Source organism: Vibrio sp. TRT 1302, assembly GCF_050113875.1.
GTDB lineage: Bacteria > Pseudomonadota > Gammaproteobacteria > Enterobacterales > Vibrionaceae > Vibrio.
Genome location: NZ_JBNJOF010000018.1, coordinates 1 through 25,125, shown reverse-complemented (window position 1 = coordinate 25,125; position 25,125 = coordinate 1). Strand labels below are relative to the sequence as shown.

General features: G+C 45.5%; 19 protein-coding genes. 12 read left to right on the top strand and 7 right to left on the bottom strand.

Annotation, left to right across the window (positions count from 1 at the left end; genetic code table 11):
- Positions 1–107 precede the first annotated feature (107 nt).
- The 10 genes from exaC (at position 108) to ACQEXP_RS16850 (ending at position 12,834) form a co-directional block, all read left to right on the top strand.
- On the top strand, positions 108–1,628 hold the full coding sequence (exaC, locus tag ACQEXP_RS16895; protein ID WP_269376362.1) for an acetaldehyde dehydrogenase ExaC: 1,521 nt from the start codon (positions 108–110) through the stop codon (positions 1,626–1,628).
- A gap of 49 nt (positions 1,629–1,677) precedes the next feature.
- Positions 1,678–3,849 carry a 4Fe-4S binding protein gene (locus tag ACQEXP_RS16890; RefSeq protein ID WP_426971015.1) on the top strand — a complete coding sequence of 724 codons (2,172 nt, stop codon included), beginning with the start codon at positions 1,678–1,680 and terminating at the stop codon, positions 3,847–3,849.
- A gap of 70 nt (positions 3,850–3,919) precedes the next feature.
- Positions 3,920–3,991 (top strand): pyrroloquinoline quinone precursor peptide PqqA, encoded by a 72-nt coding sequence (pqqA, locus tag ACQEXP_RS16885; RefSeq protein WP_138922177.1) that lies wholly within the window; start codon positions 3,920–3,922, stop codon positions 3,989–3,991.
- Positions 3,992–4,072: 81 nt separating this feature from the next.
- On the top strand, positions 4,073–4,990 hold the full coding sequence (pqqB, locus tag ACQEXP_RS16880) for a pyrroloquinoline quinone biosynthesis protein PqqB (RefSeq protein WP_426971014.1): 918 nt from the start codon (positions 4,073–4,075) through the stop codon (positions 4,988–4,990).
- 9 nt (positions 4,991–4,999) lie between these two features.
- Positions 5,000–5,752, top strand: a complete 753-nt coding sequence (gene pqqC, locus ACQEXP_RS16875) for a pyrroloquinoline-quinone synthase PqqC (RefSeq protein ID WP_426971013.1) — start codon at positions 5,000–5,002, stop codon at positions 5,750–5,752.
- On the top strand, positions 5,752–6,024 hold the full coding sequence (gene pqqD / locus ACQEXP_RS16870) for a pyrroloquinoline quinone biosynthesis peptide chaperone PqqD (RefSeq protein WP_426971012.1): 273 nt from the start codon (positions 5,752–5,754) through the stop codon (positions 6,022–6,024). Before pqqC ends, pqqD begins: the two co-directional genes overlap by 1 nt.
- Positions 6,017–7,132 (top strand): pyrroloquinoline quinone biosynthesis protein PqqE, encoded by a 1,116-nt coding sequence (gene pqqE / locus ACQEXP_RS16865; protein WP_426971011.1) that lies wholly within the window; start codon positions 6,017–6,019, stop codon positions 7,130–7,132. Before pqqD ends, pqqE begins: the two co-directional genes overlap by 8 nt.
- 11 nt (positions 7,133–7,143) lie before the next feature.
- Positions 7,144–9,111 carry an insulinase family protein gene (locus tag ACQEXP_RS16860; RefSeq protein WP_426971010.1) on the top strand — a complete coding sequence of 656 codons (1,968 nt, stop codon included), beginning with the start codon at positions 7,144–7,146 and terminating at the stop codon, positions 9,109–9,111.
- Positions 9,112–9,131: 20 nt separating this feature from the next.
- Positions 9,132–10,280 carry a nitric oxide-sensing protein NosP gene (nosP, locus tag ACQEXP_RS16855; RefSeq protein WP_426971009.1) on the top strand — a complete coding sequence of 383 codons (1,149 nt, stop codon included), beginning with the start codon at positions 9,132–9,134 and terminating at the stop codon, positions 10,278–10,280.
- Positions 10,273–12,834 carry a NahK/ErcS family hybrid sensor histidine kinase/response regulator gene (locus ACQEXP_RS16850; protein WP_426971008.1) on the top strand — a complete coding sequence of 854 codons (2,562 nt, stop codon included), beginning with the start codon at positions 10,273–10,275 and terminating at the stop codon, positions 12,832–12,834. The genes nosP and ACQEXP_RS16850 overlap by 8 nt, the downstream gene beginning before the upstream one ends.
- Before the next feature lie 3 nt (positions 12,835–12,837).
- Here the strand turns inward: ACQEXP_RS16850 and ACQEXP_RS16845 are convergent, their stop codons facing one another.
- The 3 genes from ACQEXP_RS16845 to ACQEXP_RS16835 all read right to left on the bottom strand — a co-directional run bounded on the left by ACQEXP_RS16845 (position 12,838) and on the right by ACQEXP_RS16835 (position 15,537).
- Complete coding sequence (locus ACQEXP_RS16845) at positions 12,838–13,497, bottom strand: response regulator (RefSeq protein ID WP_426971007.1); 660 nt, start codon at positions 13,495–13,497, stop codon at positions 12,838–12,840.
- Positions 13,498–13,811: 314 nt separating this feature from the next.
- On the bottom strand, positions 13,812–14,051 hold the full coding sequence (locus tag ACQEXP_RS16840; RefSeq protein WP_269376352.1) for a hypothetical protein: 240 nt from the start codon (positions 14,049–14,051) through the stop codon (positions 13,812–13,814).
- Positions 14,052–14,295: 244 nt separating this feature from the next.
- Positions 14,296–15,537, bottom strand: coding sequence for a CinA family nicotinamide mononucleotide deamidase-related protein (locus ACQEXP_RS16835; RefSeq protein ID WP_426971053.1), 1,242 nt, complete (start codon positions 15,535–15,537; stop codon positions 14,296–14,298).
- Between the two features lie 174 nt (positions 15,538–15,711).
- Here ACQEXP_RS16835 and ACQEXP_RS16830 point away from each other — a divergent pair, with 174 nt between their 5' ends.
- Together ACQEXP_RS16830 and ACQEXP_RS16825 are read left to right on the top strand one after the other, a co-directional pair.
- A complete protein-coding gene (locus ACQEXP_RS16830; RefSeq protein WP_269376351.1) occupies positions 15,712–16,608 on the top strand; it encodes a DUF3943 domain-containing protein in 897 nt (298 codons plus the stop codon).
- A gap of 211 nt (positions 16,609–16,819) precedes the next feature.
- The gene (locus ACQEXP_RS16825; protein WP_269376350.1) at positions 16,820–17,332 is read left to right on the top strand and encodes a glycine cleavage system protein R; all 513 of its coding nucleotides are present in this window, start codon (positions 16,820–16,822) and stop codon (positions 17,330–17,332) included.
- A gap of 69 nt (positions 17,333–17,401) precedes the next feature.
- Here ACQEXP_RS16825 and nspC read toward each other — a convergent pair whose 3' ends face one another.
- The 4 genes from nspC to ACQEXP_RS16805 form a co-directional block, all read right to left on the bottom strand.
- Positions 17,402–18,535, bottom strand: coding sequence for a carboxynorspermidine decarboxylase (gene nspC / locus ACQEXP_RS16820; protein WP_269376349.1), 1,134 nt, complete (start codon positions 18,533–18,535; stop codon positions 17,402–17,404).
- A gap of 89 nt (positions 18,536–18,624) precedes the next feature.
- Positions 18,625–19,869 (bottom strand): carboxynorspermidine synthase, encoded by a 1,245-nt coding sequence (locus tag ACQEXP_RS16815; protein WP_269376348.1) that lies wholly within the window; start codon positions 19,867–19,869, stop codon positions 18,625–18,627.
- A gap of 14 nt (positions 19,870–19,883) precedes the next feature.
- Positions 19,884–22,784, bottom strand: a complete 2,901-nt coding sequence (locus ACQEXP_RS16810; protein WP_426971006.1) for a pyridoxal phosphate-dependent class III aminotransferase — start codon at positions 22,782–22,784, stop codon at positions 19,884–19,886.
- 503 nt (positions 22,785–23,287) lie between these two features.
- On the bottom strand, positions 23,288–25,125 hold a 1,838-nt coding region (locus ACQEXP_RS16805), incomplete at its 5' end, for a cadherin repeat domain-containing protein (protein ID WP_426971005.1).

The window sequence follows — 25,125 nt, the reverse complement described above, 5'->3', positions numbered from 1 at the left end:
TTGAACGCAGGTCTAAGATGAAGTCATCAAGGTGCTTTAACACAAAGCAAATTCAAAACAGGCCAAGGAAAGTATCTCACTCTGTAGGCCAAACATCGAGGTGACATATGATCTACGCATATCCAGGGACTGAAAACTCTGTTGTTTCATTTAAAGCTCAATACGAGAACTTTATTGGCGGTAAATGGGTACCACCAGTCAACGGTAACTACTTTAGCAATACTTCACCTGTCAACGGTGAGGAGTTTTGTAAAATTCCACGTTCTTGTGCACAGGATATCGAGCTAGCACTGGATGCAGCACATGCAGCGAAAGACGCTTGGGGTAAGACCTCTGTACAAGAGCGTTCGAACCTCCTGCTAAAGATTGCGGATCGTATCGACGAAAATCTCGAAGCGCTTGCGGTCGCAGAAACTTGGGAAAATGGTAAAGCCGTTCGCGAAACACTGGCGGCAGATATTCCGCTAAGTTCTGATCACTTCCGTTACTTTGCTGGCTGTCTACGTTCGCAAGAAGGCAGCTTATCTGAAATCGACAATGGTACGGTTGCCTACCACTTCCACGAGCCTCTAGGTGTGGTTGGTCAGATCATTCCTTGGAACTTCCCACTGCTAATGGCTGCTTGGAAGATCGCGCCTGCTCTTGCAGCGGGTAACTGTATCGTTCTTAAACCAGCGGAGCAGACTCCAGCGAGTATCCTTGTGCTTGTTGAACTGATTGAAGACCTACTTCCAGCAGGTGTACTAAACATCGTTAACGGTTACGGTAAAGAAGCCGGTGAGGCGCTAGCGACTAGCACTCGTATTGCTAAGCTGGCTTTCACGGGTTCAACAGCCGTGGGGCACCACATTCTGAAATGTGCAGCAGAAAACCTAATCCCATCCACTGTAGAACTAGGCGGTAAGTCGCCAAACATCTACTTCAGCGACATCGTTCAGCATGAAGACGACTACCTAGAGAAATGTGCAGAAGGCTTTGTTCTGGGTTTCTTTAACCAAGGCGAAGTTTGTACCTGCCCTTCTCGAGCGCTTATTCAGGAAGACATCTTTGATCAATTCATGGAGAAAGTTCTTGAGAAAACGAAGAAAATCGTTCGCGGCAACCCATTGGATACCGAAACCATGGTTGGTGCTCAAGCTTCTCAAGAGCAGTTTGACAAAATCATGGGTTACTTAAACATCGGTAAGCAAGAAGGTGCGAAAGTTCTTAGTGGTGGCGATCAGGAAACACTGGGTGACGCGTTAAACAATGGCTACTACATCCAGCCAACAATCCTTCAAGGTGATAACTCGATGCGTATCTTCCAAGAAGAGATTTTTGGACCAGTTATCGCAGTGACGACCTTTAAAGATGAAGCGGAAGCATTAGAAATTGCAAATGATACCGCTTACGGCCTTGGCGCTGGTGTATGGACACGCGACAGCAACCTAGCTTACCGTATGGGACGCGGCATCCAAGCTGGTCGAATCTGGACTAACTGTTACCACCTCTACCCAGCGCACGCAGCATTTGGCGGATACAAAAAATCTGGTATTGGTCGTGAAACTCATAAGATGATGCTCGATCACTATCAGCAGACTAAGAATCTACTGGTGAGCTACAGCACATCACCACTTGGTTTCTTCTAAGGCTCACGCTCGGCTCCCGACCCTTTAGAGTTGGGAGCCGTTTTCTAATATGAACTCTGCCACACCATTCTGCTACCTTCACAAGGTTTCTTATTGTCACTTGTTGATAGGGTTAAAGTCACTGCTTCTTTCCCTGTTGCTCACCGCCTCTTTTAGCTGCGCGGCCGAGGTCAGTGATATGCCTTTAGATGTTGCTGAACTATTTCCAAGCGCTACACGTATCGTATCCCAACCCGATTCACCCAAGGTGACTGCCGTTTATCAGCTTAACCAACTGCTCGGTTTTGTATTCGAAAGTGATGCCATTACCCACTTCCCAGGGTTTTCAGGCGATACCATAAACCTTCTGATAGGTCTCACACCACAAGGGAAGATTAGTGGCGTTAAAGTACTCACTCATCATGAACCTATCTTCATGCATGGCATGGGAGAACAACCCATGCTGGACTTTATTGATCAGTATGTGGGTCACTCTGTCACAGAACGTTTCATCATTGGTGGCAAACATCCTACTTCACCAGATATTACCCAATTTGATGGCATTACTAGAGCGACAGTATCTGTCATGGTAATCCACGACACGATTATCGCCTCTGCCCTCAAAGTGGCACGTCAGCATTTAGAAGGATTTACACCAACTACTCCCTATGTCATCAAACCAGACTACTTCATCACAATGAGCTTTGAGCAGTTGCTGGATCAGGGTTTTATTTCTCGCTGGATAGTGGATGAACGTTCGCTAAAAAACCTGCCCGATGAAGCCATTAACGAAGCCACTCAGTATATGCAAGAGAGCAAAAAGTTCGTCGATTTCTATATTGTTCCAATAAGCATACCTATCGTTGGCTTAAACCTTCTAGGTGAACAAGAGTTTGCGCGTCTCAAAGACAACCTAAAGTCTGAAGAACAGGCCATCTTGATGTTGAATCAAGGGAGCTATTCATTCATTGACGAAGAGTTTGTCCCGCAGACTGTCCCGGCACGGATTACGTTAGAACAGGATCAATTGCCCATAGAGCTAAAAGACATCGATTTCTATAGCTTCCATACTCCTTACTTTGCTCAGGAGATACCAAATTATGATGATATTCAGATTTTTACCATCAAGTCACAATCTGGTTTTGAGTTACATCGTGCGTTTACGTTTGGGCTCGAAATGCCCTATGCGGTTAACCATTTAACAAGAAAAAATGTAACCTTTAGTCACCCGTTTTCATTACCTCAGCAGATATTTAAACAAGCAGAAATCAATGACAATGGACAGGATAAACCTCTGTGGCTAAAAATATGGCTGAGCAGATCTCTCGATATATCTTTACTGCTTATCTACCTTACTCTTATCACCACCATTTTCATTAAACAAAAAGTCTTCACAACGAAATATCATTCATTTCGTTTACTGCGTTTTGGTAGTTTAATGTTCACCCTGTTATGGATTGGTATCTATCTTCAAGGCCAACTATCCGTAACCAACATATATACTTTGCTGCTATCGCTGATCAACCAATTTAAAATTGAGTTTTTCCTCTTAGATCCGGTGATTTTTATTCTGTGGTCATTTGTTTTTGTGACTCTCTTTTTATGGGGAAGAGGCGTTTACTGTGGGTGGCTGTGCCCATTTGGGGCACTTCAAGAGTTGATTGGAATCATCGCAAACAAACTTAGAATAAAGCAGATTCGCACGATAGCGCCTTACCATTTCAATCTTAGAAAAATCAAATACTTGATTCTATCTTCCCTGATATTGGTCGCACTCTACTCATTGCCAATGGCTGAATCGCTGGCTGAAGTAGAGCCATTTAAAACCACGATAACTCTCCATTTTATCCGAGAGGTTCCGTTCACCATTTACGCTGCTGTTTTGTTGCTGATTAGCTTGAAGATTCACAAGTTCTACTGCCGATATCTATGTCCTCTTGGGGCTGGTCTAGCTGTGCTAGGAAGGTTTCCACTATTTAAATGGATTGAACGTAAGAAAGAGTGCGGTAATCCCTGTCAAATGTGCCGCACTAAGAAGTGCCATATCGACGCCATTAATAATGACGGAAGCATAAATTACCAAGAGTGTATTCAGTGCCTAGAATGCGTGGTCACAATACAGAGCCCCAATATTTGTGTCGTCACTAAATATCAAAAAAGAGCCCGTAAAGAGAAAGACTTGGCGACAATTCCATACAAGGATGTAGGCACAGAATCATCCTTTTCTCCATCCAAAGTATAATATTTACGCAAGTTAACAGCAGTTATATTGAATACGGTAATACATGCAAATAACAACGGAGGTATTCGATATGTGGACTAAACCTGACTTTCAAGATATGCGTTTAGGATTTGAAGTTACTTTATATATCAGTAACCGATAACCGTTAATTCCCTCTATCTGAATGATGGAGGGAATTGATCGACACTTATTACCCAAGCATTCAACGAATGGATTCGAGCGAATGAAAATTCTTATATTAGGTTCAGCTGCAGGAGGGGGATTCCCCCAATGGAATTGCCATTGTGAAAACTGTTCAGGCCTTCGTAACGGCACCATTAAAGCTCAAGCTAGAACTCAGTCATCGATAGCCGTCAGTGCGGACGGCGATAGTTGGGTATTGATCAACGCCTCGCCAGACATCCGTCAACAAATCAATCAGTCACCACAACTGTGGCCGGAGAATCAGGCTCGCGGAACCAATATACGCGCAGCGATATTAAGTGACAGTCAAATCGACCACGTAACTGGATTGCTAACTCTTCGCGAAGGCTTACCGCTACCTGTCTACTGTACCAAGGTCGTACATGAAGACTTAACAACCGCATTGCCGCTATTTAACGTTCTTCGTCATTGGCACGGAGGGTTAGATTTTCGCCCTATTGGAACCGATCACCTGCAAGGGTTTCGCGTTGAAGGCATACCCACACTGGAGTTTTTTCCAGTGCATCTTGAGTCTAACGCTCCGCCTTATTCACCCTACCGTGACGATGTCGTACCAGGCAACAATATCGGTCTCAAAATTGTCGACACCACCAGCGGCAACTACCTGTTTTATGCGCCAGGAATTGTCGAATCCACTCCACTCGTCGAGTCCATGCTTGCGTTTGCCGATTGTGCATTAGTCGATGGAACCTTATGGCTAGATGACGAAATGATCGCCAAGGGGTTTAGCAACAAGCTTGGTTCCGAGATGGGACATATGCCTGTTAATGGTGAACACGGCAGCGTCGCACTACTGAGTAAATTCGATATAAAACGCAAGGTACTGATTCACATCAACAACACTAACCCAATCCTCAACGAAGAGTCGGAAGCGTACCATTACGTCATCAATAACGGCGTCGAAATCGCCACTGATGGTATGGAAATAACGATATGAGAGGCCGAAATGCAACAACCATGGACTAAACAAGAGTTTGAACAAAAACTGAGAGAGAAGAGCGAGCTTTATCATATCCACCACCCCTTCCATGTCATGATGCATAAAGGGGAATGCAGTGTTGAACAGATCCGAGGATGGGTCGCCAACCGCTTCTATTATCAAATCAACATTCCAGTTAAAGATGCAGCAATTCTTGCTAACTGTCGGGATATCAAAACTCGTCGCTCTTGGATCCAACGTATCCTCGACCATGACGGCTCCATCAATGATGAAACCTTGGGCGGAATCGAGGCATGGCTTAACCTTGGCGAGGCCGTAGGTCTCAGTAGAAAAGACCTGCTCGATGAAAAATACATTTTGCCGGGCGTTCGTTTTGCGGTTGATGCCTATGTTAACTTTGCAAGACGCGCTTCATGGCAGGAAGCCGCTTGTTCTTCACTAACTGAAATGTTTGCCCCTGAAATCCACCAAAGTCGACTCGATACTTGGCCAAGCAACTACCCTTGGATCGAGCAACAGGGTCTCAAATACTTCCAGATGCGCTTGTCACAAGCTCGTCGCGATGTGACACATGGGTTGGCGATAACATTGGATCACTTCCAAACTCGTGAGCAGCAAGAACACGCGCTGAACATTCTTCAGTTCAAACTCGATATCTTATGGTCAATGCTTGATGCGATGATGATGGCTTATCACTACGAACAACCGCCCTATGCTCACTTAGACAATCGCCCAAGCTGCCACAAAGGTATTTTTTAATGATTTGTACAACTTCCACACCCGAGTTAAATCCGCTGTTTCGTTTACAGTACGAGCAGGCACAAAATTGCTATGTGCTACTTTACCCCGAAGGAATGGTCAAACTTAACCAAAGTGCAGCAGAAATATTGAAACAAGTTAACGGCGTTGACTCTATCAATCTGATTCATCAAAACCTTGCGGCCCAGTTTCCAGAAGCCGGAGATATTCTTGACGATATCAAGGAGTTTCTAACGGTGGCATATGAAAAGAAATGGATTCGTTATGTCTGATTCTAACCCTTTAGGGCCACCTCTATGGTTGTTAGCTGAACTCACCTACGAGTGCCCTCTGCACTGCGCGTACTGTTCTAATCCTACCGACTTGGGCAACAAAGCCGATGAGCTAGATACCAAACAGTGGCTCAATGTCTTGGAGCAAGCTCGTCAGTTAGGTTCAGTGCAATTGGGGTTTTCTGGCGGTGAGCCGTTACTGCGCAAAGATCTTGAGCAGCTGGTAGAAAAAGGTCGCTCACTTGGCTTCTACACAAACTTGATTACCTCGGGAATTGGCCTGACAGAGAAGCGAATTAAACGCCTAAAAGAAGCGGGATTAGATCATATTCAGATCAGCTTTCAAGCGGCTGACCCTGAGTTAAACAATGCGATAGCGGGTCGTGGGAACGCGTTTGAACAAAAGAAGAAAATGGCAGAACTGGTCAAGGCGCAAGGCTATCCAATGGTACTCAACTTTGTCATTTCTAAACAGAATATCGATCAAATCCCTGACATTTTACGCCTTAGCTGCGAACTGAAAGCCGACTATGTAGAGCTTGCAACGGCCCAATACTATGGCTGGGCGTTTGATAACCGCGACCATCTTCTGCCAAGCAAAGAGCAGTTAGAATCGGCAGAGAGTGTTGTAAATCAGTTCAGACAACAAGCGAGCAAACAGGATCCTCACTTTATCTTTGTTACTCCAGACTACTATGAAGAACGGCCTAAGGCATGTATGAACGGATGGGGAAGCACCTTTTTAACTGTGACTCCTGACGGAAGTGCCCTACCTTGCCACAGCGCAAAAATGCTGCCCCTAACCTTTCCCAATGTCAGGAATACTTCATTGAGACAAATCTGGCATGAAGACTTCTCTTTCAATCACTTCCGTGGTGATGAATGGATGCCACAACCTTGTAAAGGATGTGACGAAAAGCATCAAGATCACGGTGGTTGTCGTTGTCAGGCTTATATGATGACTGGGGATATGTACCGTACCGATCCTGTGTGCAGTAAATCCAAAGATCATCACTTGGTTGCCAAAGCAATTGAACAGGCCTCGAGGCCAACTAAGCCGATTCAGCACCGCAGACGCAAAGCAGATATCGCTCTACAAAAACTATGAGCCAATGCGGTGTGTACCCAACCAAAGTGACTCTCGCGGAGAACAAGGTAACTCAATTTACATATCCGTGCGGTCTCGCTCATTCTAATATCCCGACAGACACCCACACAAATAGATACTGCGGCGCCTTTTTTGTCCGCACCCCGAGTGTAGATGACTCTGGGATCGCACACGCTGTAGAGCATTTAGTCTTTAGACAAAGTCGTTCATTTAACGACCCTAGTAGCTTCCACCAGCTAGTCGCATTAACCAGCATTAGCTTGAACGCATCCACTTTGAATGGCGTGACCTGCTTTCACTTCTCAGCCTCCAACCAAGCGCACTTTCATCTAGCCGCAGAGTATCTGTTAATGGGCATGCTCTCTCCAATAATAGGCCGTGAGCAACACCTCAAAGAAGTATCGAATGGCGAAGATTTGGGTGTCATCTATCGTGAGCTAAATGGATATCAAAGTAACCCCCATTATCTTCGACAGATTGAAGTGTTGAGGGGCGATCAGTCTCAACATCGGATTGCATGCTATGGTGGAGTTACCGATACACTAGCGGACATAACGGTCGATGACCTCAGGGATTATCATCGTCGCTACTATCGCAGCGCTAACATAGAACTCGTCACTTGTTGCCCCGACATCCAAGCCTTTGTTGTTCATCTCGAGACGTTGCTTAAATCACATAATGATCAGCCACAACGGTTCGCCACTCATCGCATACAACTGTCTTCCTGCACGCCAAACTTATCAAAACAGCCTAAGACTGTGTTCAGTTGGTGGCTAGATCAATCATTCTACTGCTATATCAAAAAGTTAGAGCCGATACTGAATCAGATGATAGCGTCATTAGATGCCCATTTACTGCCATTGAGTTATGAGTGTAATAGCACCAATCAATTTGCTCTGCGGGTGCTTGGTCAACCAAACCAGCTCAAACAAATTCATCAGCAGTTGATAGAGCTCATTGATACACCACACGCCTACGCACAACCTTGGCACTTTGAGGATGGTAAATATCCCAAAGCCATCCAACGCTTGATACGCTTTTACTATCAAGGTCATAGCAATGGCGAAGAGATGAGCCTGACAAGGCTGACTCAGCAAATCCGACATCGAGCGTGTACAAGCACACTCGCCAATATCCGATGCTCAGACGTCGAAACGACAACGCAAAGAGCACGTAAGCCATTAACAAAGCCCCTCGATGAAGTCATTCCACAGCTATTGGCAGAGCGCCAGTTATCTACTCGCTCCGTTCCTTGGCGATCCGTTGCAATCGTCAGTTTAAGGAAAGAGGTTAACCCAAGAGTGGTAGTAAGATTGATTGAAAAGAAATGGGAGTGGCGAGCGTTGGCCTACGGTTCGACACTATTGATGGAAACCACGCGCGACCGTGATGTCCTTCAAGTCGATATCGACGCTTTAATTAATCAAAACCCCCAGTGTTATTTTGTTGATTTGCCATCAATACTGCGCCCACTGGAGCAAAAGATAACTCTCGATTCTCCGCAATGTTGGTACCAAGATAACTGGTTGTATCGCCTTCCTTTGCAACCGCAAAATAGGCTTATTGCTGAACTGTCCCACTATATCATTCAAGCTTCTGGACTCTTTATGCGTCCAAGAATGGATGGTGAATGCTACGTCATCGCATGCCACTATTGCCATCACACCAATCAGCTCTATTTCTATAGCGTTTTTGATAAGTATCCAGCTCAACGCAAACAACATGTCTATCACGCACTAACCGCACTGGCGGAAAACGGCCGATTCATCAGCCACAGCTTGCCGCTCGCCAAGAATAAACTCCTTAGCCACTACCCAACTCAACACGGAGCCTTTAGTCCAAAACAGATTGACGAGATAACAAAAAATGCAGATGCCCCTTTTGATCTCATATTCCTAGATAATTTCTTACAGCAAGTTTCTGAAACGTGCATTAGGCACTTTCTTTTCCAGCTCGCTGACGAGATCATCAACAACTAAAGTCAGATACAGGGATAAGTATGACTCACACAATAACTAAACATGCGGTCAGCAATTCACTGGAACCGAAACAAGCGTGCGCCGAGATTTACCAACAGCTAGGCGAACCACGCAATGGATTTGTGCTTTTTTACTGCTCTGCTGTCTATCCACTTCACCAGTTGGCTCCTGCACTTGAGCAAAAATTTCAAGGAGTAGAGCTCGCTGGTTGTACAACTGCCGGCGAAGTAACAAGTCAGGGTTACGATCAACACTCCATCGTAGCGATCTGGTTTTCTCCTCACTATTTTTCCATTAGTTCAGCAGTCATCGACCAGTTCGATGCCTTTGACTTAATCGAAGCACAGAGCACCATCAATCAGCTGACAGAAGCTTGCCAACTCAAGATCTCCGATGATAAGCCATACCACTCATTCTTATTGACCCTGATAGATGGCTTGTCTGCCAAAGAGGAACAACTGCTCAGTGTGTTAAACATGGCCGCGAGTGGGCTGCCACACTTTGGAGGCTCCGCGGGAGACGATATTAATCTCGCGAACACCCACGTTTATCATCAAGGGAAGTTTCTGCAAAATGCTGCCGTTGTGGTTATGGTTCATTCTCGCTGCAAGTTTGAGGTGTTCAATTCCAATCACATTGAAACCTCAAAAGAGAAGCTGGTCGTCACCTCCGCGGATTCTCACTCCAGAACAGTGTTTGAGCTCAATTCGGAACCTGCTGCGCTTGAGTATGCCCGTATCTTAGGTTTAGAGGTCTCGCAGTTGAATCCTGAGGTGTTCTCCTTACACCCTCTAGCGGTAAAGGTTGGCGGCAAGTACTACGCCCGTTCAATCCAAAAAGTCAATTTAGAAGACCAAAGCCTCACCTTCTACTGCGCCGTCGACACGGGTATTGTTCTCAGCGCAGTTGAAATGGGCAGTATAGTCGGCACCTTATCGGACAAGCTATCTGCAATAGAACAGCGTCTCGACAAACCTGAATGTGTATTGGCTTGTGACTGTTTCCTACGCCGTCTTGAGATCGAGCAGCGTCAACAACTCGAGCCCATGAGTCGACTACAACAGGAGTATCGTATCTTTGGTTTTAATACCTATGGAGAACACATCAATGGTACTCATCTGAATCAGACCTTTACCGGTGTCTATCTGTCAGGAGATGTGCATGAGTGATCCACGACTAGAGGAAGAAAATCAAAGGCTGAGAGAAGAGAATCGCAAGCTGCGCAAGATCAATCAGGTGTTGATTGAACGTATTGAAGATGGCGGCAGCGTTGGCAATCAACCCTACGCGACCTTTGAACACTCAGTGCAACTCGCTCGACAAGTAAAAGAAACGACTCAAACCCTCAATGAAACCTTGGCGGAGCTCGAACGAAGCAAACGCGCCCTCAAAGCTGAAAATGAGCAAGCGAACCTGTTTAAGCAACGTTTTATTGATGCCATTGAAAGTATTTCCGATGCATTCGTTTTGCTCGACTGTGACGGACGAATTATTCTGCAAAACAGTCATTTCTCTCGTTATTGGGAACAAGTTGGCCTGCGCAGTGAAGAAGGCACCAACCTCAATGACTTTAAAGCATTAGCAAAAACACGGGGGATCATCTCTCAAGCCTATCCGGGAGATGGTGATAGTCGTTCGGTCTACCGACTCGCCGACAATCGCTGGTTTCAGCTCAATGAGCATCGTACTCAGGAAGGTGGTTGGGTAATGCTCTACAAAGACATTACCGCGCTCAAGCACGCCGAGAGTGAACGCTATGAGCACGCAATGGCGCAAAAGTCCAAGCAGCTCCAAAGTCTGGTTGATAACCTTTCGCAAGGAGTGATGCTTATCAGCCAGCACAACCGAGTCGAAGTTTGGAACCAACGTTTTCTTGAAATCAGCAAACTCTCTTCACAGACGTTACGCGTCAAACCCTTCATCTCCAACCTAAGCAATGCAACGGAGCTTGATCTTAAACCTCTAACCGAAAACCGCGGAAGTTATGTTCAAACGCTGTCGAATGGTGATGTGGTTGAGATAAAGGACCACCGCCTGAGCAACGGCAAGCTAATCAAAACCTTTTCTGACATCACCAGCTCTCATCGTTACGCAGAGTCACTTAAACAAAGCGAAAGCCGCTTAAGGTTAATAACGGATAACGTCCCAGCGATGATTGCGTATGTTGGCGCAGATCTGAAGTTCCAATTTACCAACAAAGTCTATGTCGATTGGTACGGTCGTGAACAGGGTGAGCTGTATGGTATCGACCTACGCGCAAGTCGCATCAACGGCGATTTTAGTCTGCTTCAGCCGCACGTTTCTCGAGCTCTTCAAGGAGAAAGCGTTAACTTTGAAGTTGAAGAGGTGAATCATCTTGGTGAGACGGCATATTTGCACAAGTCTTACGTTCCTAACAAAGATGACAGCGGCAATGTACTGGGTTTCTTTGTTCTTGTCCGTGACGTCACCACTCGACGTAAGAACGCCTTAGCGCTGCAAAAAGCGCATGACCAACTGGAATTGCGTGTCGAAGAACGTACCTCTCAGTTGCAACGACTCAACGACATCTTGCATGGCGAAGTTGAAGAGCGTCGACGCGCACAGCTCGATCTCACTGCGGCAAAAAGTGAAGCCGAACAAGCTAACCTATCTAAAACTAAATTCTTGGCCGCCGTTAGCCACGATTTACTTCAGCCTCTCAACGCGGCGCAACTGTTTACTAGCTCCCTCGCCGTTCAGTTAAAACAGCAAAAAGATCAGTCGCTGCTCAACTCCATTTCCAACTCATTGGACGACTTAGAGAATCTGATCAGCACGCTGGTTGACATCTCCAAGCTGGATGCTGGCGTAGTTAAAGCGGATAAAAGTGCCTTTAATCTAGGTGAGTTACTGACCAACCTCGTTAACGAGTATCGCTATAGCGCAGCACAATATAACGTTGAACTTAGGTACGTTCCTTTTCAAGGCGTGATCTATTCGGATAGCGTCCTACTCGCGCGGATTTTGCGTAACTTTATCTCTAACGCATTTAGATATACCGACCATGGCAAAGTGTTGCTCGGTTGCAGAAGGCAAGGCGACAAGATCTCAATTCAGGTGTGGGACAACGGCGCTGGCATCGCAGAAGATCAGCTCTCGGTGATATTTGAAGAGTTCAAACGACTCAAGTCATCATCCAAAGCGTATGGCAATGGACTCGGACTTGGTTTGTCTATCGTAGATAAACTGTCAAACGTGTTGGAACATCCGATTCACGTACGTTCAATTAAAGGCAAAGGTTCGGTGTTTTCCGTCGATGTGCCGCTCGGACATTTGTGCCACTTACCCAAGCAAGTCGACCCCCTTGAGCGAGTGTTGGCACACACCCATGTCGTAGGGCGTGATGTGTGGCTAATAGATAATGACATTAGTATCTGTGACGCGATGAACCAACTGTTATCTAACTGGGGATACAACCTCACTACAGCCACCAGCATTGAGCAACTTCGTTCAAAAGTCGATACCGTAGCAGACAAGGTCGATTTACTGATTGTTGACTATCACCTTGATGACGGTGTGAACGGCTTAGATGTCGCAAAGACCATCAGCACAGAGAGAGCAAACCCGCTACCTACCTTGATGATCACTGCAAACTATAGTGATGAGCTGAAAAATCAGGTGAAAGACAATGGCATCCTGCTGCTCCATAAACCGGTCAAACCCATGAAGCTTAAAACCTCTATACACTACTTACTCAAATAGTATTTAGCGCTTGAGGTATTGATTGAAGTCGATGTCACTGCATCCTAATACAGCTTGAACACGGTTGGTCACACCAAGCTTTTTCAGAATCGAAGAGACATGAGATTTAACCGTGGTCTCCGAAACATTAAGGTTGTAGGCGATCTGTTTGTTAGCCTCACCCTTAGTCATGCATTTTAGAACCATCAATTGTCGACGTGTTAACGATGACAACATTTCTGGAGTCAGCGGAGAGTCTTGTTTCACTGAAGTGGCGGAGGCTTGAGTACGAATAATATCAGCGGGAAGATAGATATTGCCTTGCAAAACACTTTCAATCGCTTCAGCTATTGTTTCCTTAGAGGAGGATTTGGCAATAAATCCTACCGCGCCATAGGCGATGGTTTGCAAAATAACTTGCTTCTTGTTCTCAGCAGAAACCACCACAACTGGCGTTGTTGGGCATTCGTTGATCAGATCAAGCAAGCCATTCAGCCCTGTCATACCCGGCATATTCAAATCGAGCATGATCAGATCAATCTCATCGTTGGCCTTTGCAAACTCAATGGTAGTGGCGATGTCTTCCGTTTCGTAAGTGGTGCTATTGGGAAACTGGCTACCTAAAATGTGAACGATCGCGTCTCTGAAAAGCGGATGATCGTCGGCAATCAAGACTTTGTACATAACCAAGCCTCTCCTGTTAATTGACTTAATCTTCAGCTTAACGGATTAACCTTTTGTTACAAGAAGACTCGTCTCATCCATTAGTAGTAAATTTGCTGGATTTAGTCGTAGGAATAAGGTCTGATCACAGCGTTTAGAAAAACATATTCCATTACATCTCTAACTCGCTGTGTCAGTCACAAAACCCTACCACTCGCAGATCAGAAGCAAAAATTCTATTCTCTAGACCTTTTGAATGATAACGCCAATGTGAATAACTATTCACCAAAACATAAAAGTGAAAACTAAACTAATTTTGTGGTTGTACCCAAGGTTTAAGCCCGCGACAAAAACTGATCGGCTGTCACCATGGAGACAGACTTGTCCGCAATCTCCCTACCATCGTCATCGAACAACGATAGGTGATAGCCAAGGCTATCCTCGCCTCGCTTCTCTTTTGGAGCTTGCAACCATAATGAGATCATATCTTGATGGCCATCCCTAACCGCCTCACCCAAAAGGACTTTTTGGCTTGCAACCTGATACCACACAATGATTTTTGATTGACCAAACATGCGAACCTCCTTGAACAGTTTGCAAATCGAATAGTCAGTTTAAAGGTTATTGTGAAGAATGCACGTTGCAAAAGTAAGACAAGTTTCTGTTCTATTGAAAATCATCGCGTTAAGCATTATATGATTTTTGCATAAGAAAATAATATGAGACGGCATGAGTAATAAGAAACATATTCATTCACTTATTACAGAACAGCAGTCTGAGCCAGTTTGACAAAACTGGCTCGCTCTTCTAGCTGAATAACTATGCTTTGAGGACGCTTCTTGGAACGAACATTTCCTTTTCTCTCGTTAGAGAACTGTAGGAAACGAACATCGGCTTAGCGCTTAGGTAACGACGTAACATATCTGCCGCCACCGTGGTGATAACGAGAACTTGCTCATCGCGACTGTAATTACGATTTAAGGTCAAGGTTTGCCCCCACTCCCCCTCCGGTGCCGCGATCGCCACGGAGAAGGTCTTGTCGGATACCTTACCTGTCACAATCGCCAGATCCGTTGCGCATTTATCTTTGGTCGCACCCGCAAGGGCAAAGGCCGCCGCCAATGGATCATCATTCGCATCTCCAACAGCAACACGCTCACCTAACACCCAACCATGCCCACAATATTGTGCTGCTTGTGAGTCTGAGTGCAAACATTGAGATAACGCACCAAAGGTTGATTGCTCAGCGGTCGAAATCGAATACTTTTTCTCTTGAATGAGGAAAGCAATATGTTCTTGCATCGACTCATCGACACTCACAACATTACTTTCGATCAAGTTGAAAATGATTTGTAGCAGCTTGACGCGATTATCCAAATCGTTCTTTGGACCAAACAGTTTCACTTCGATGTATGGAAGGTATGAACGATAGCCAAGCGTGTACCCTTGAGGCAACTGAACTTTATCAAGTTTATCGGACAGCGCAGACTCTGAGGTGCCAAATGTGTAGAGTTTACTGCACTCCAGACCAACGACATCGGGATGAACTTGCTTCATATCCGGTAGGATCTGCTGATCAACCATTAACCTGAATTCACTCGGCACCCCAGGAGTGAAATAAAAATCACAGTTATTGAAAGTAACTTTAAACCCGCAAGCCGTCCCAATCGGGTTATCGAGTAGAACGGAATCTTTTGGCAACATGGCTTGTTTGCGATTGCTTTCTGGCATAGTGACACCACGAGCAGCAAAAAAACGCTCTAGTTTTTCCAACCATTCAGGAAACAGCACCAACTCTGTTTCGGCTGCTTCTGCGGCTGCCTGAGCACTTAAATCATCGCTAGTTGGCCCCAAACCACCGTTTACAATGACAATGTCGCTATTGAAGCTGAGCATCATAAGCTCTTCCACTAGCGCAGACATTTCATCGCCAACCGTTGAACGTTTGGTCAGACTGTAACCATTCTCGAAAAATCGACGTGACAACCACGCAGCATTGGAATCAACAATATCTCCGTGAAGAACTTCTTCCCCAGTGCTTAGCATTGCGATTTTTAACATCATTTATCCTTTGTGGGAAACCTCTCACGTTCGTGAGTTTAACTTATAATTACTATTCTCATAGTCCTAAAATCGAACCAATTACTTATTTAGGACAATTACGGGTTTCTATTCCGCTAAGTTTATAAGATAATTGTGAACCTGATCATTAAAATAATAACGATGGAGTTTTCCGTGTTCAAAAAAAGCATTACTGCTTTAATGTTGTCAGCGTCTGCTTGCGCCAACGCTAATGTTTATGAATCAAATCAACATATTGAGTTTTCGTATACAGTAGATCAAGCTGAGACCGACACGTTCTACAATCACTCCTATCAATATCAATCTAAAGATCCTTATTCGTTAAGTTTGACCGAAAATGATCTCAAACTTGAAGATCAGGGGCTGCCAAAGTATCTCACGCCTTCAAGCGAAAAAGATTGGGACTACCTTATGGGGCAGACTTACACCATCTTAGGCTTGAGTGTTGCAACCGTCGGCTTGATGACACTACTTCCAGAATCTATCACAAAGTGGGATGAAGAAGATCGTGACTTAAGCGGCCTTGGTAAAAAATGGAAAGATAACGTCACTGATGGCCCTGTTTGGGACCGTGACGAACATTTCCTAAACTACATCATGCACCCATATTTTGGTGGTGTTTACTACACCGCAGCTCGCCATGCTGGATTCAATGAATTTGAGTCGTTTCTATACTCTGCCACGATGTCGACATTCTTCTGGGAATACGGCGTCGAAGCCTTCGCAGAGATCCCATCATGGCAAGATATCTTCATTACTCCGTTCTTTGGTGCGGTTGTTGGTGAAATGATGTTCGAAGCAGAACAAGATATCGTAGCGTCTGGTGGCGAAGTCATGGGTTCTGAAACCATGGGTGGCATTACCCTATTCTTCCTCAACCCTGTTGGCCATATTCATGGCTGGGTGAGTGACGCATGGGGCGGCAGCGCTGAGTTCCAATACAGCAGCAAACCTTGGTTTGGTAACCAAGATGCCGCTAAATTCGCCATGGATGCGGGTGCGAGCTACGATGACGTTTTCTACGGCGTAGAAATGAAAATCACCTTCTAAATACCTCTCAATCCTATGAAAAAGCGACGTCTCCACGTCGCTTTTTTTGTGCTCGCTACGTGATATTAGTAATGCCAACAATAGATTAGGTTTAAAAGTTGACCCAAGTCAAACCTAACATTTGCCACAATCCTAAACTGAATTTAGGCAGTCATCCTCCTATAGGTCTGGACTGATGAATCTTGCCTGTATCAACGCTAGGAGGCCCACTATGCAAAGCACATTTATCGTTAACTTCGTCGGTAAAGCAACACCAGCGACAATTAAGCAGTTAGCCGCAATCACCCATGAGAATGGTGGTAAGTGGTTAATCAGCAAAGTTAATTTTATTGAGGATCAAGTTGCTGCGGTAATAAAAGTTGAGCTGCCTACTGAGAATGCCGAGGTGGTCAAAGATGCTTTCAATGGTCACCCAGACTTACTGGTACAAATCACGGAATCCGATCAGGCGAATCATCACGTTGATACCATCTACCAATTAAGACTCGATTCCAACGATCGAGCGGGCATTGTCAATGAGATCACTCATGTACTTGATGGTCAGGGTATTAATATTCTAGATATGGATTGTCAGCGCGTATTTATCGCTGGTGGTGGCGGTGTCAGCTCAAGTCTATTTACCGCAAATATGGCAATAAGATTACCAAAAGAGCTCGACATCAAAGATGTCGCTAATGAACTGGAGTCTCTCAGTGAAGATACTCGCGTCTTAGTTGAAAGCTAAGGCAGTTTGTTAATAAAAGAGAGCGCCAATGGCGCTCTCTTTTTCGTTACTCGTCGACGTCAGTCAATCCTATTTCACTGACCATTGAGACAATGAACGTTTAAAGTCTGAGTAGTCGAACTCGTTCAGTTTTTCGATCGAACCATTAGAGCGTTCACAATAAACCGAAGGCATGCGAAGCCCGTTAAACCAGTTAAGTTTAACCATGGTATAACCTGCACTGTCCAAGATGTGCAGACGCTGACCAATCTTTAGCGGTTGTTCGAAGTTAGCAACACAGAATTGGTCGCCAGCCAGACAAGAACAAGAACCAATCACGTACTCGTGCTCACCGTTCTCTGATGCTTCAAGAATCGAAGCTGGCTCATTGTAAATAAGCGTATCCAGACGGTGTGCTTCTGTTGCCGAGTCGACAATTGCCGTTTTCTTTACGTTCTCAACAATATCAACCACTGTCACCACAAGATCAGTGGTTTTAGTGATGATTGCTTCACCCGGTTCTAGATACATTTGAACGCCGTGCTTTTGCGAAAACGCCTTTAGCGCTAAACCTAGTTTTTCGATATCGTAGCCCGGCCAAGTGAAGAACACACCACCGCCCATACTCACCCAATCAAGTTTGTCGAGGTATTCACCAAACTGCTCTGAGATAGCATCAAGCAAACCGATAAATGCATCCACATCTTTGTTCTCACAGTTCATGTGGAACATCACGCCATCAATTTCGTCAAAGATTTGCGGCTCAATGTGATCGGCTTGAACACCTAAGCGCGAAAACTGACGTGCAGGGTTAGCAAGGTCTTGTCCTGCATAGCTCACACCTGGATTCAAACGTAATCCTAGTGATGCTTTACCCTCAACAATGTGACGGTAGGCTGCCAACTGGCTTTGAGAGTTGAAGATCATCTTGTCACAGATATCCGCAACTTCACGTACGTCTTCTTCACTGTATCCGACGCTATAAGCGTGTGTTTCGCCACCAAATGTTTCGTAGCCAAGCTTAACCTCAAACGGGCCAGAGCTTGTTGTACCATCAAGATACGGCTTAATGATGTCAAACACACCCCAAGTTGAGAAACATTTCAGCGCCAGCACCAGCTTAACACCTGAAATCTCTTTAAGCTGTTTCGCTTTCTCGAGGTTTTCAACCAACTTATCTTCATTGATCATAAAGTAAGGGGTTTTAAGTTCGTTATGTTGCATTCTAATACCTTGAGTAGGTTCACTCTAAAATCGAATAAAGCCGATGCAAAGCATCGGCTTAAATTTTATCTGTCAGTCGTTCCGGCCAATTACTTCAGCTTATGGATAACAGGCTGACCAACTTCCAGTTCCTGCACATGCCAATCTAGACCGATTTCTGGCATTGTTTCTAGGAACGGATCTGGGTCAAGCTGTTCCATGTTGAACACGCCTTTGTCCGCCCACTTGCCACGGAAGAACTGAAGCGCAGCAGTGATTGCAGGAACACCCGTGGTGTAAGAAATCGCTTGGTGTTCTACATCTTCGTATGCAACTTCATGGTCGGCATTGTTGTAGATGAAGACACTGCGCTCTTTGCCGTCTTTCTTACCTTGAACCCATGTACCGATACACGTTTTACCTGTGTAACCCGGTGCAAGAGAAGTCGGATCTGGCAGTAGTGCTTTTAGAACATGAAGAGGCTGTACAACAGTACCGTCATGCAGTGTTAGTGGCTCTGGGCTCAGTAGACCAATATCACGCATACAGTTGAAGTAGTTTAGGTATCTGTCACCAAAGCCCATCCAGAACTCAATACGTTTTGCTGGGATGAACTCTTGCATTGAACGAACTTCGTCGTGCGCCATTGAGTAAACTTTATGCTTACCGACTAGTGGGAAGTCGAATTCAAGCATACGTGAGTGACACGGTACTTGCTTCCACTCTTCGTTTTCCCAGTAGAATGAGTCGCCTTGGATCTCAAGCATGTTTGTTTCTGGGTCAAAGTTTGTCGCAAACTTCTTACCATGGTCACCTGCGTTTACGTCCATCACGTCAATCGTGTCGATTTCATCAAACAGATGCTTAACGGCATACGCTGCAAATACTGATACCACGCCAGGATCGAAACCTGCGCCAAGGATACCTGTGATACCCGCTTGTTCGAACTTCTCGCGGTAACCCCATTGCCAGTCGTACGCTTGAGGAACTTGCTGACCTTCTGAGCACAAGTCTACAGCCACTGAAGTATCTAGGTAGCTAACTTTAGTTTGGTAACATGCTTCCATAATCTTGATGTTGACCCACGGAGGACCAGCGTTGATAACAAGATCAGGTTTCACTTCGTTGATCAGTGCAACCAACGCATCCACGTCATCTGCGTTCACTGCGCGAGATTCTAGCTTTTTAGAAGGATCTTTGAGGTTGTTCTTCTTTTGAATAGACTCAATGATTTTTTCACATTTACCGACTGTGCGCGAAGCGATAGTAATATCACCTAGAACATCGTTATTTTGTGCCGCTTTGTGAGCAACAACCCATCCGACACCACCTGCACCAATTTGTAGAATAGCCATAGTATTTGTTACCTTTATTTTGCTAGCTCAATCGCCAGTGTATTGATTTTGTTCAGTAAAGATTCGAAGTCAGAAATCTTTAAACATGGATTTAAAATTGTAAACTTCAGTGCCGATTTGCCATCAACCACAGTCTCACCTAGTACCGCGATTCCGCGGACTAAAGCCTCTAGTCTTACGACTTTATTCAGCTCATCGAGATCAGTGGCGTTTGGATTCACCGCACGGAACAGCACCGTAGAAAGAGAAGGCTGAGCCAACAACTCAAACCCTTCATGTACGTCAACAAGTTCAGCAACACGCTGAGTTTGTTCAATAACGTGATCGTACATTTCTCCCAGGGTATCTGGACCGACACTCTGCATTGTCATGAACACTTTTAAAGCATCAAAACGCTTGGTCGTCGCGATTGACTTATCGACCAGATTCGGTAGCTCATCATGTTCGCGATTCAGGTAATCAGCATGATGAAGTAGGAATCGGAAGTTAGCTTTGTCTTTAAGGAGAATCGCACCACAACTGATTGTTTGATAGAACAACTTGTGGAAATCAACGCTAACAGAATCTGCACGTTCAATACCCGCTAGACGGTCTTTGTGGCTGCTTAAGATCAACGCACCACCATAAGCACTGTCAACGTGGAACCACATCTGGTTTTGCTGTGCGAGATCCGCAATTGCCGCTAGGTCATCAATGGCACCATGATCGGTTGTCCCCGCGGTACCCACGACTGCGAAAGGAATCAGACCTTGACCTAGCAGAGCCTCAACTTCTGCCTGTAACGCTGCGACTTTCATCGTGCCATTTGGATTGGCATCAACGCAGCATACCGCGCCTTCACCAAGCCCAAGCAGAGATGCGGACTTCTGTACTGTGAAGTGAGACTTTTTCGAACACAGAATGCGAAGCTTTGAGGCGTAATCAGGTAAGCCTTGCTTTTGCACTGAGTGAGAGTTCAGTCTATCTGCTACCCAGTCACGCGCTAGCAACAGACCCATTAGGTTACTTTGCGTACCACCACTAGTGAATACACCGTCCGCTTTTGAACCAAGTTCATACTTGCTGCACATCCAGTCTACGACTTTTTGCTCAACATAAGTGGCTGCTGACGATTGATCCCAAGAGTCCATTGATTGGTTTAGCGCCGCGATCATCGCTTCCGCGATTACCGATGGCATCAATGGTGGTGTATGTAGATGAGCGATACAGTCTGGATGCTGAACAATGATTGAGTTTTTCGCAACTAATTCAGCGGTTTCACCAATAATGTCTGCAAGTGGCGCGTTTCTGTTATCTAGGTCAACAGAGTTAATCGCTTGCTCCAATAGCTTTGGTTCTAGACCAGAGTATGGTGCGTCAACTTGTTCAAACACGGCTTTCATCGCTGAAGTCGCGTGGTTCATCATTTTGGCAAACTCACGACCGCCTGTTTCACCAGTTTGGATAAAGTGCTGTTTCCAGCTCTCATTCGCCTGCTCAGGGTCCACTGGGTTACCACCAGCAACAAGAATCGCTTCTTCAATCACACGTAATGCAAAGTCGATTTGCTCGAAAGAGATAATCAGAGGAGGAAGGAAACGGATAACCGAACCGTCACGCCCGCCTTTTTCTACCATCAGACCACGCTCTAGCGCTGCACGCTGAATTTTCAGTGTCAGTTGACCATCAGATACCGGCTCGCCGAATTTATTCAGTTCACTGCCTGGCTTACGGATCTCAACACCTAGCATCAAGCCTTTGCCACGCACTTCTGCGATACAATCTACACGTTTTTGAATGCCTTCAAGACCAAGACGCAGATATTGACCTGCAATGTTGGCATGCTCAACCAAGTTATCACGTTGGATAATTTCTAGCGCTTTAGCACCCGATACCATCGCAAGTTGGTTTCCGCGGAAAGTCCCTGTGTGTTCGCCTGGTTTCCATGTGTCGTGCTGCTTGTTGATTACCAGCAACGACATAGGCATACCACCACCAATCGCCTTTGATAAACACAGTACATCAGGAATGATACCCGCTTCTTCAAACGCGAAGTTGTAGCCAGTTTTACCAACGCCACACTGAATTTCGTCAAAAATTAGTAGGATACCGTGTTCATCACAGATACGACGTAACTCACGTAACCAGAAAGCAGGTGCAGGAATGACCCCACCCTCGCCCTGTACTGGTTCTACAATGATGGCGGCTGGCTTCATAATGCCCGCTTCATCATCGTTTAGCAGACGTTCGATATAACGGATACTTGCTTTAGCACCTTCATCACCACCCAATCCAAACGGACAGCGTAGGCTATAAGGGAAAGGCATAAAGTGAACATCAGACATCAAACCGGTACGACGAGCCTTGGTTCCCAAGTTACCCATCATGCCCATGGTTCCGTTTGTCATACCATGGTATGCGCCTCGGAAAGCGAACATGGTATTACGACCAGTAGTCTGCTTCGCTAATTTGATCGCAGCTTCAACGGCATCAGCGCCTGAAGGACCACAAAACTGAATAACACAGTTGTCGCCTAATTGCTGAGGAAGAAAGTGCTTAACACTCTTAATGAATTTTGTTTTGGCTTCCGTTGCAATATCAAGGGTTTGATATGGCAAACCACTGTCGAGTTCATCCTTAAGTGCTTGGTTGATCTCTGGATGGTTATAGCCCAATGCCAACGTACCCGCACCAGCCAAACAGTCTAGAAATAGCTGTCCGCGGGTATCTTCAACAAGCACACCGTAGGCTTGCTTGATTGCGATAGGTAGACGACGAGGGTAAGAGCGTACGGCAGATTCGTGCTGCTCTTGATCAATCAGTACTTGGTCTGGCGTCAAATCGTAGATGCCATCCAATACTGGAATTTGTGTAGAAAAAGGGGTTGCGATATCGGTGTTCATCACTGCGTTATCGACTTCAAAGGCTGTGCTCATGATCTAATCCCTTGAAATGTAATTATCCCTCAGCAGAAAAAACGTCTGAATTGAGGGTACAGCAAGCCGTTCCGCGATCGAAATAAATAACGCGTACGACAATTCGCTCCATCATTACGATGGACTACATAGAAGAAAATTTAGATCAAGGTTCAGTAATGCAACTGTCTTGTAAAACAGGGCATTGCGGTAGAACTAAGCTGATTAGTGTAGTTTTGTTTAGTGGATTCAATGTTGGGTTTCCCATTCACATGTCTTCAGCGACATAAGTATCCCGTCTATCGACAAAAGGGTTTGTCGATACCTACCCTACGTGATGTTCACTCAGCCCGAATGCCATCACGCGTATCCCCCAGAATATCGAATTACGACTCATCTCCGAGATTGCGGCGAAAATTAACATAATTCGAATTCATCTGGCAATATTTTTTGACCTGTACTTTTAAAATAATGACCCAAATATCAAAAAGGCCAACCGTTTGGCTGGCCATTTTATTGGTTAATTATGCTGCATCTGTTTTCAATACTTGAGCCAATAATTCCAACTCATTGGTGATCGCATTGTTCTCGATGAAGCCTGCCTCTTCAAAGGCTGTGGTCACTCCCTCTAACACTATGGTTTGCTCTCGTCCCTCATCTGACACGGTCATAACAATGTCATCACCGTCTATTTCAGTGCTGATCGAATCGATAAGATCACCCAGCAGTACGTTGTCATCTTGTTCCAAAATACCGCGTAAATCGATCAAATCACTACCGAGCTCAAAGTTGTCAACAACATCGGTTCCGTTGTCTAAGGTACTATCAAGCCAAGTGAACACGTTGTCCTCGCTATCACCGAGCATCATTTGATTACCCAAATCAGCATTCATTTCATCTCCTTGAGCTGCGGAAAGCACTTCATACTCTGGAGATTCCGATACATCAATGGTCACGGTTGATTCGTTACTTACCGCTAAGTCTGAGTCGACAGCCACATAATCAAAAGTGATGTCCTCAGTGATCTCTTGTGTACCTGACAAGTAACGTAACTCCCAGTTGCCCCCTGTCGAACTTAGTTCCATCTGAACAATTGGGTTATCTGGAGAGGAGTAACTAAATTCGTAAAGAATTTGCTCGTTACCCACGTCACCCTCATCTTTCTGGTATTGCTCTACATGAGTCGTACCATCAGCAAACGTATATGTAACCTCGACATAGACATTACTGTTGGCGACAAATGAGCCCCCCATACCATCTAAGCCAAAGGTCACCACACCGAGAGGGTTGTTGCTAAGATCAATGATTAATTTTTCCTCTTTATTCATACCGCTACCGTCGGTATCACCGATACCCCAACCAACATGGGCAGGGCCGCCTGTGTATTGTTTGAGCGGTTTATCGTTGTTGTCGACAATCGATATGCCGATGGTGTTGCCATTCTCTAAAGTGATTAGACGTTCGGTATCACTGACCCACTCACCCCAGTTATAGAAGCCATCTTCATCAAGAACAATATTCTCTGGGTCGCCGCTATACCCCATTTCAAATGGATCGCCCGGTCCTGGGACAAAAGTAAAGTTGCTAGGATCAAATAACTTGGCAGGGTCAATCTCATTACCTAATACATGAAGATCCGCTTCAGTAATCACTCTGGTTTCGCCAAAGTCATCGGTATAGAGCAAGGTGCCGTATTGTGGCAAAGAGGTGATCATCACGTTGAGCTCAACACCATTAAAGTCATCATCTTCATCTGAAATGTGGTCGAGTAGTTCGTCATCAGAGTCGAATATAATCGGCACAATGATCGCTTCACCTGCATCAACGTTAAAGTCTTCGGTAACAGGTAGTTCGTTAACGTTAAGCTCCGTTAGGTCAACCACGACTTCCGTATTGAGTTCACCGTCTGACGCCATCACCGTGATAGAGTGCTCGTTGGAAAGTAATTCAAAGTTATTGGTAAACGCGGCCACCCCTGCGGCGGTGAGAGAGATTTCGCCAGTTGCACTGTCGATTTCGAACAAGTCCTCACCATCAACCTGAACATTCGAACTGATGCTGTAGCTCACTACATCGCCCGCATCTTCATCGGTGGCGGTCACGGTACCGATCACATAGGCGTCAGAGGAATTTTCGTTGTAGGTGAACGAATAACCATCTGGTTGTTCAAACTCAGGGGCTTCGTTGAGATCCAACTCGGACAAATCAACGTCCACTGATGTTTCGAGCTCACCATCCGATGCTACGACCGTGATGGTGTGCTGATTGTCTGGCAATTCATAATCATTGGTAAACGCGGCCACCCCTGCGGCGGTGAGAGAGATTTCGCCAGTTGCACTGTCGATTTCGAACAAGTCCTCAC

Coding starts and splice junctions, on each gene's coding strand:
- nspC (WP_269376349.1), bottom strand. CDS start 18,535: ATGCAACATAACGAACTTAAAACCCCTTACTTTATGATCAATGAAGAT.
- pqqD (WP_426971012.1), top strand. CDS start 5,752: ATGATTTGTACAACTTCCACACCCGAGTTAAATCCGCTGTTTCGTTTA.
- exaC (WP_269376362.1), top strand. CDS start 108: ATGATCTACGCATATCCAGGGACTGAAAACTCTGTTGTTTCATTTAAA.
- ACQEXP_RS16825 (WP_269376350.1), top strand. CDS start 16,820: ATGCAAAGCACATTTATCGTTAACTTCGTCGGTAAAGCAACACCAGCG.
- pqqC (WP_426971013.1), top strand. CDS start 5,000: ATGCAACAACCATGGACTAAACAAGAGTTTGAACAAAAACTGAGAGAG.
- ACQEXP_RS16850 (WP_426971008.1), top strand. CDS start 10,273: ATGAGTGATCCACGACTAGAGGAAGAAAATCAAAGGCTGAGAGAAGAG.
- ACQEXP_RS16840 (WP_269376352.1), bottom strand. CDS start 14,051: ATGTTTGGTCAATCAAAAATCATTGTGTGGTATCAGGTTGCAAGCCAA.
- ACQEXP_RS16890 (WP_426971015.1), top strand. CDS start 1,678: ATGAACTCTGCCACACCATTCTGCTACCTTCACAAGGTTTCTTATTGT.
- ACQEXP_RS16835 (WP_426971053.1), bottom strand. CDS start 15,537: ATGTTAAAAATCGCAATGCTAAGCACTGGGGAAGAAGTTCTTCACGGA.
- nosP (WP_426971009.1), top strand. CDS start 9,132: ATGACTCACACAATAACTAAACATGCGGTCAGCAATTCACTGGAACCG.
- ACQEXP_RS16810 (WP_426971006.1), bottom strand. CDS start 22,784: ATGAGCACAGCCTTTGAAGTCGATAACGCAGTGATGAACACCGATATC.
- ACQEXP_RS16815 (WP_269376348.1), bottom strand. CDS start 19,869: ATGGCTATTCTACAAATTGGTGCAGGTGGTGTCGGATGGGTTGTTGCT.
- pqqE (WP_426971011.1), top strand. CDS start 6,017: ATGTCTGATTCTAACCCTTTAGGGCCACCTCTATGGTTGTTAGCTGAA.
- ACQEXP_RS16845 (WP_426971007.1), bottom strand. CDS start 13,497: ATGTACAAAGTCTTGATTGCCGACGATCATCCGCTTTTCAGAGACGCG.
- pqqB (WP_426971014.1), top strand. CDS start 4,073: ATGAAAATTCTTATATTAGGTTCAGCTGCAGGAGGGGGATTCCCCCAA.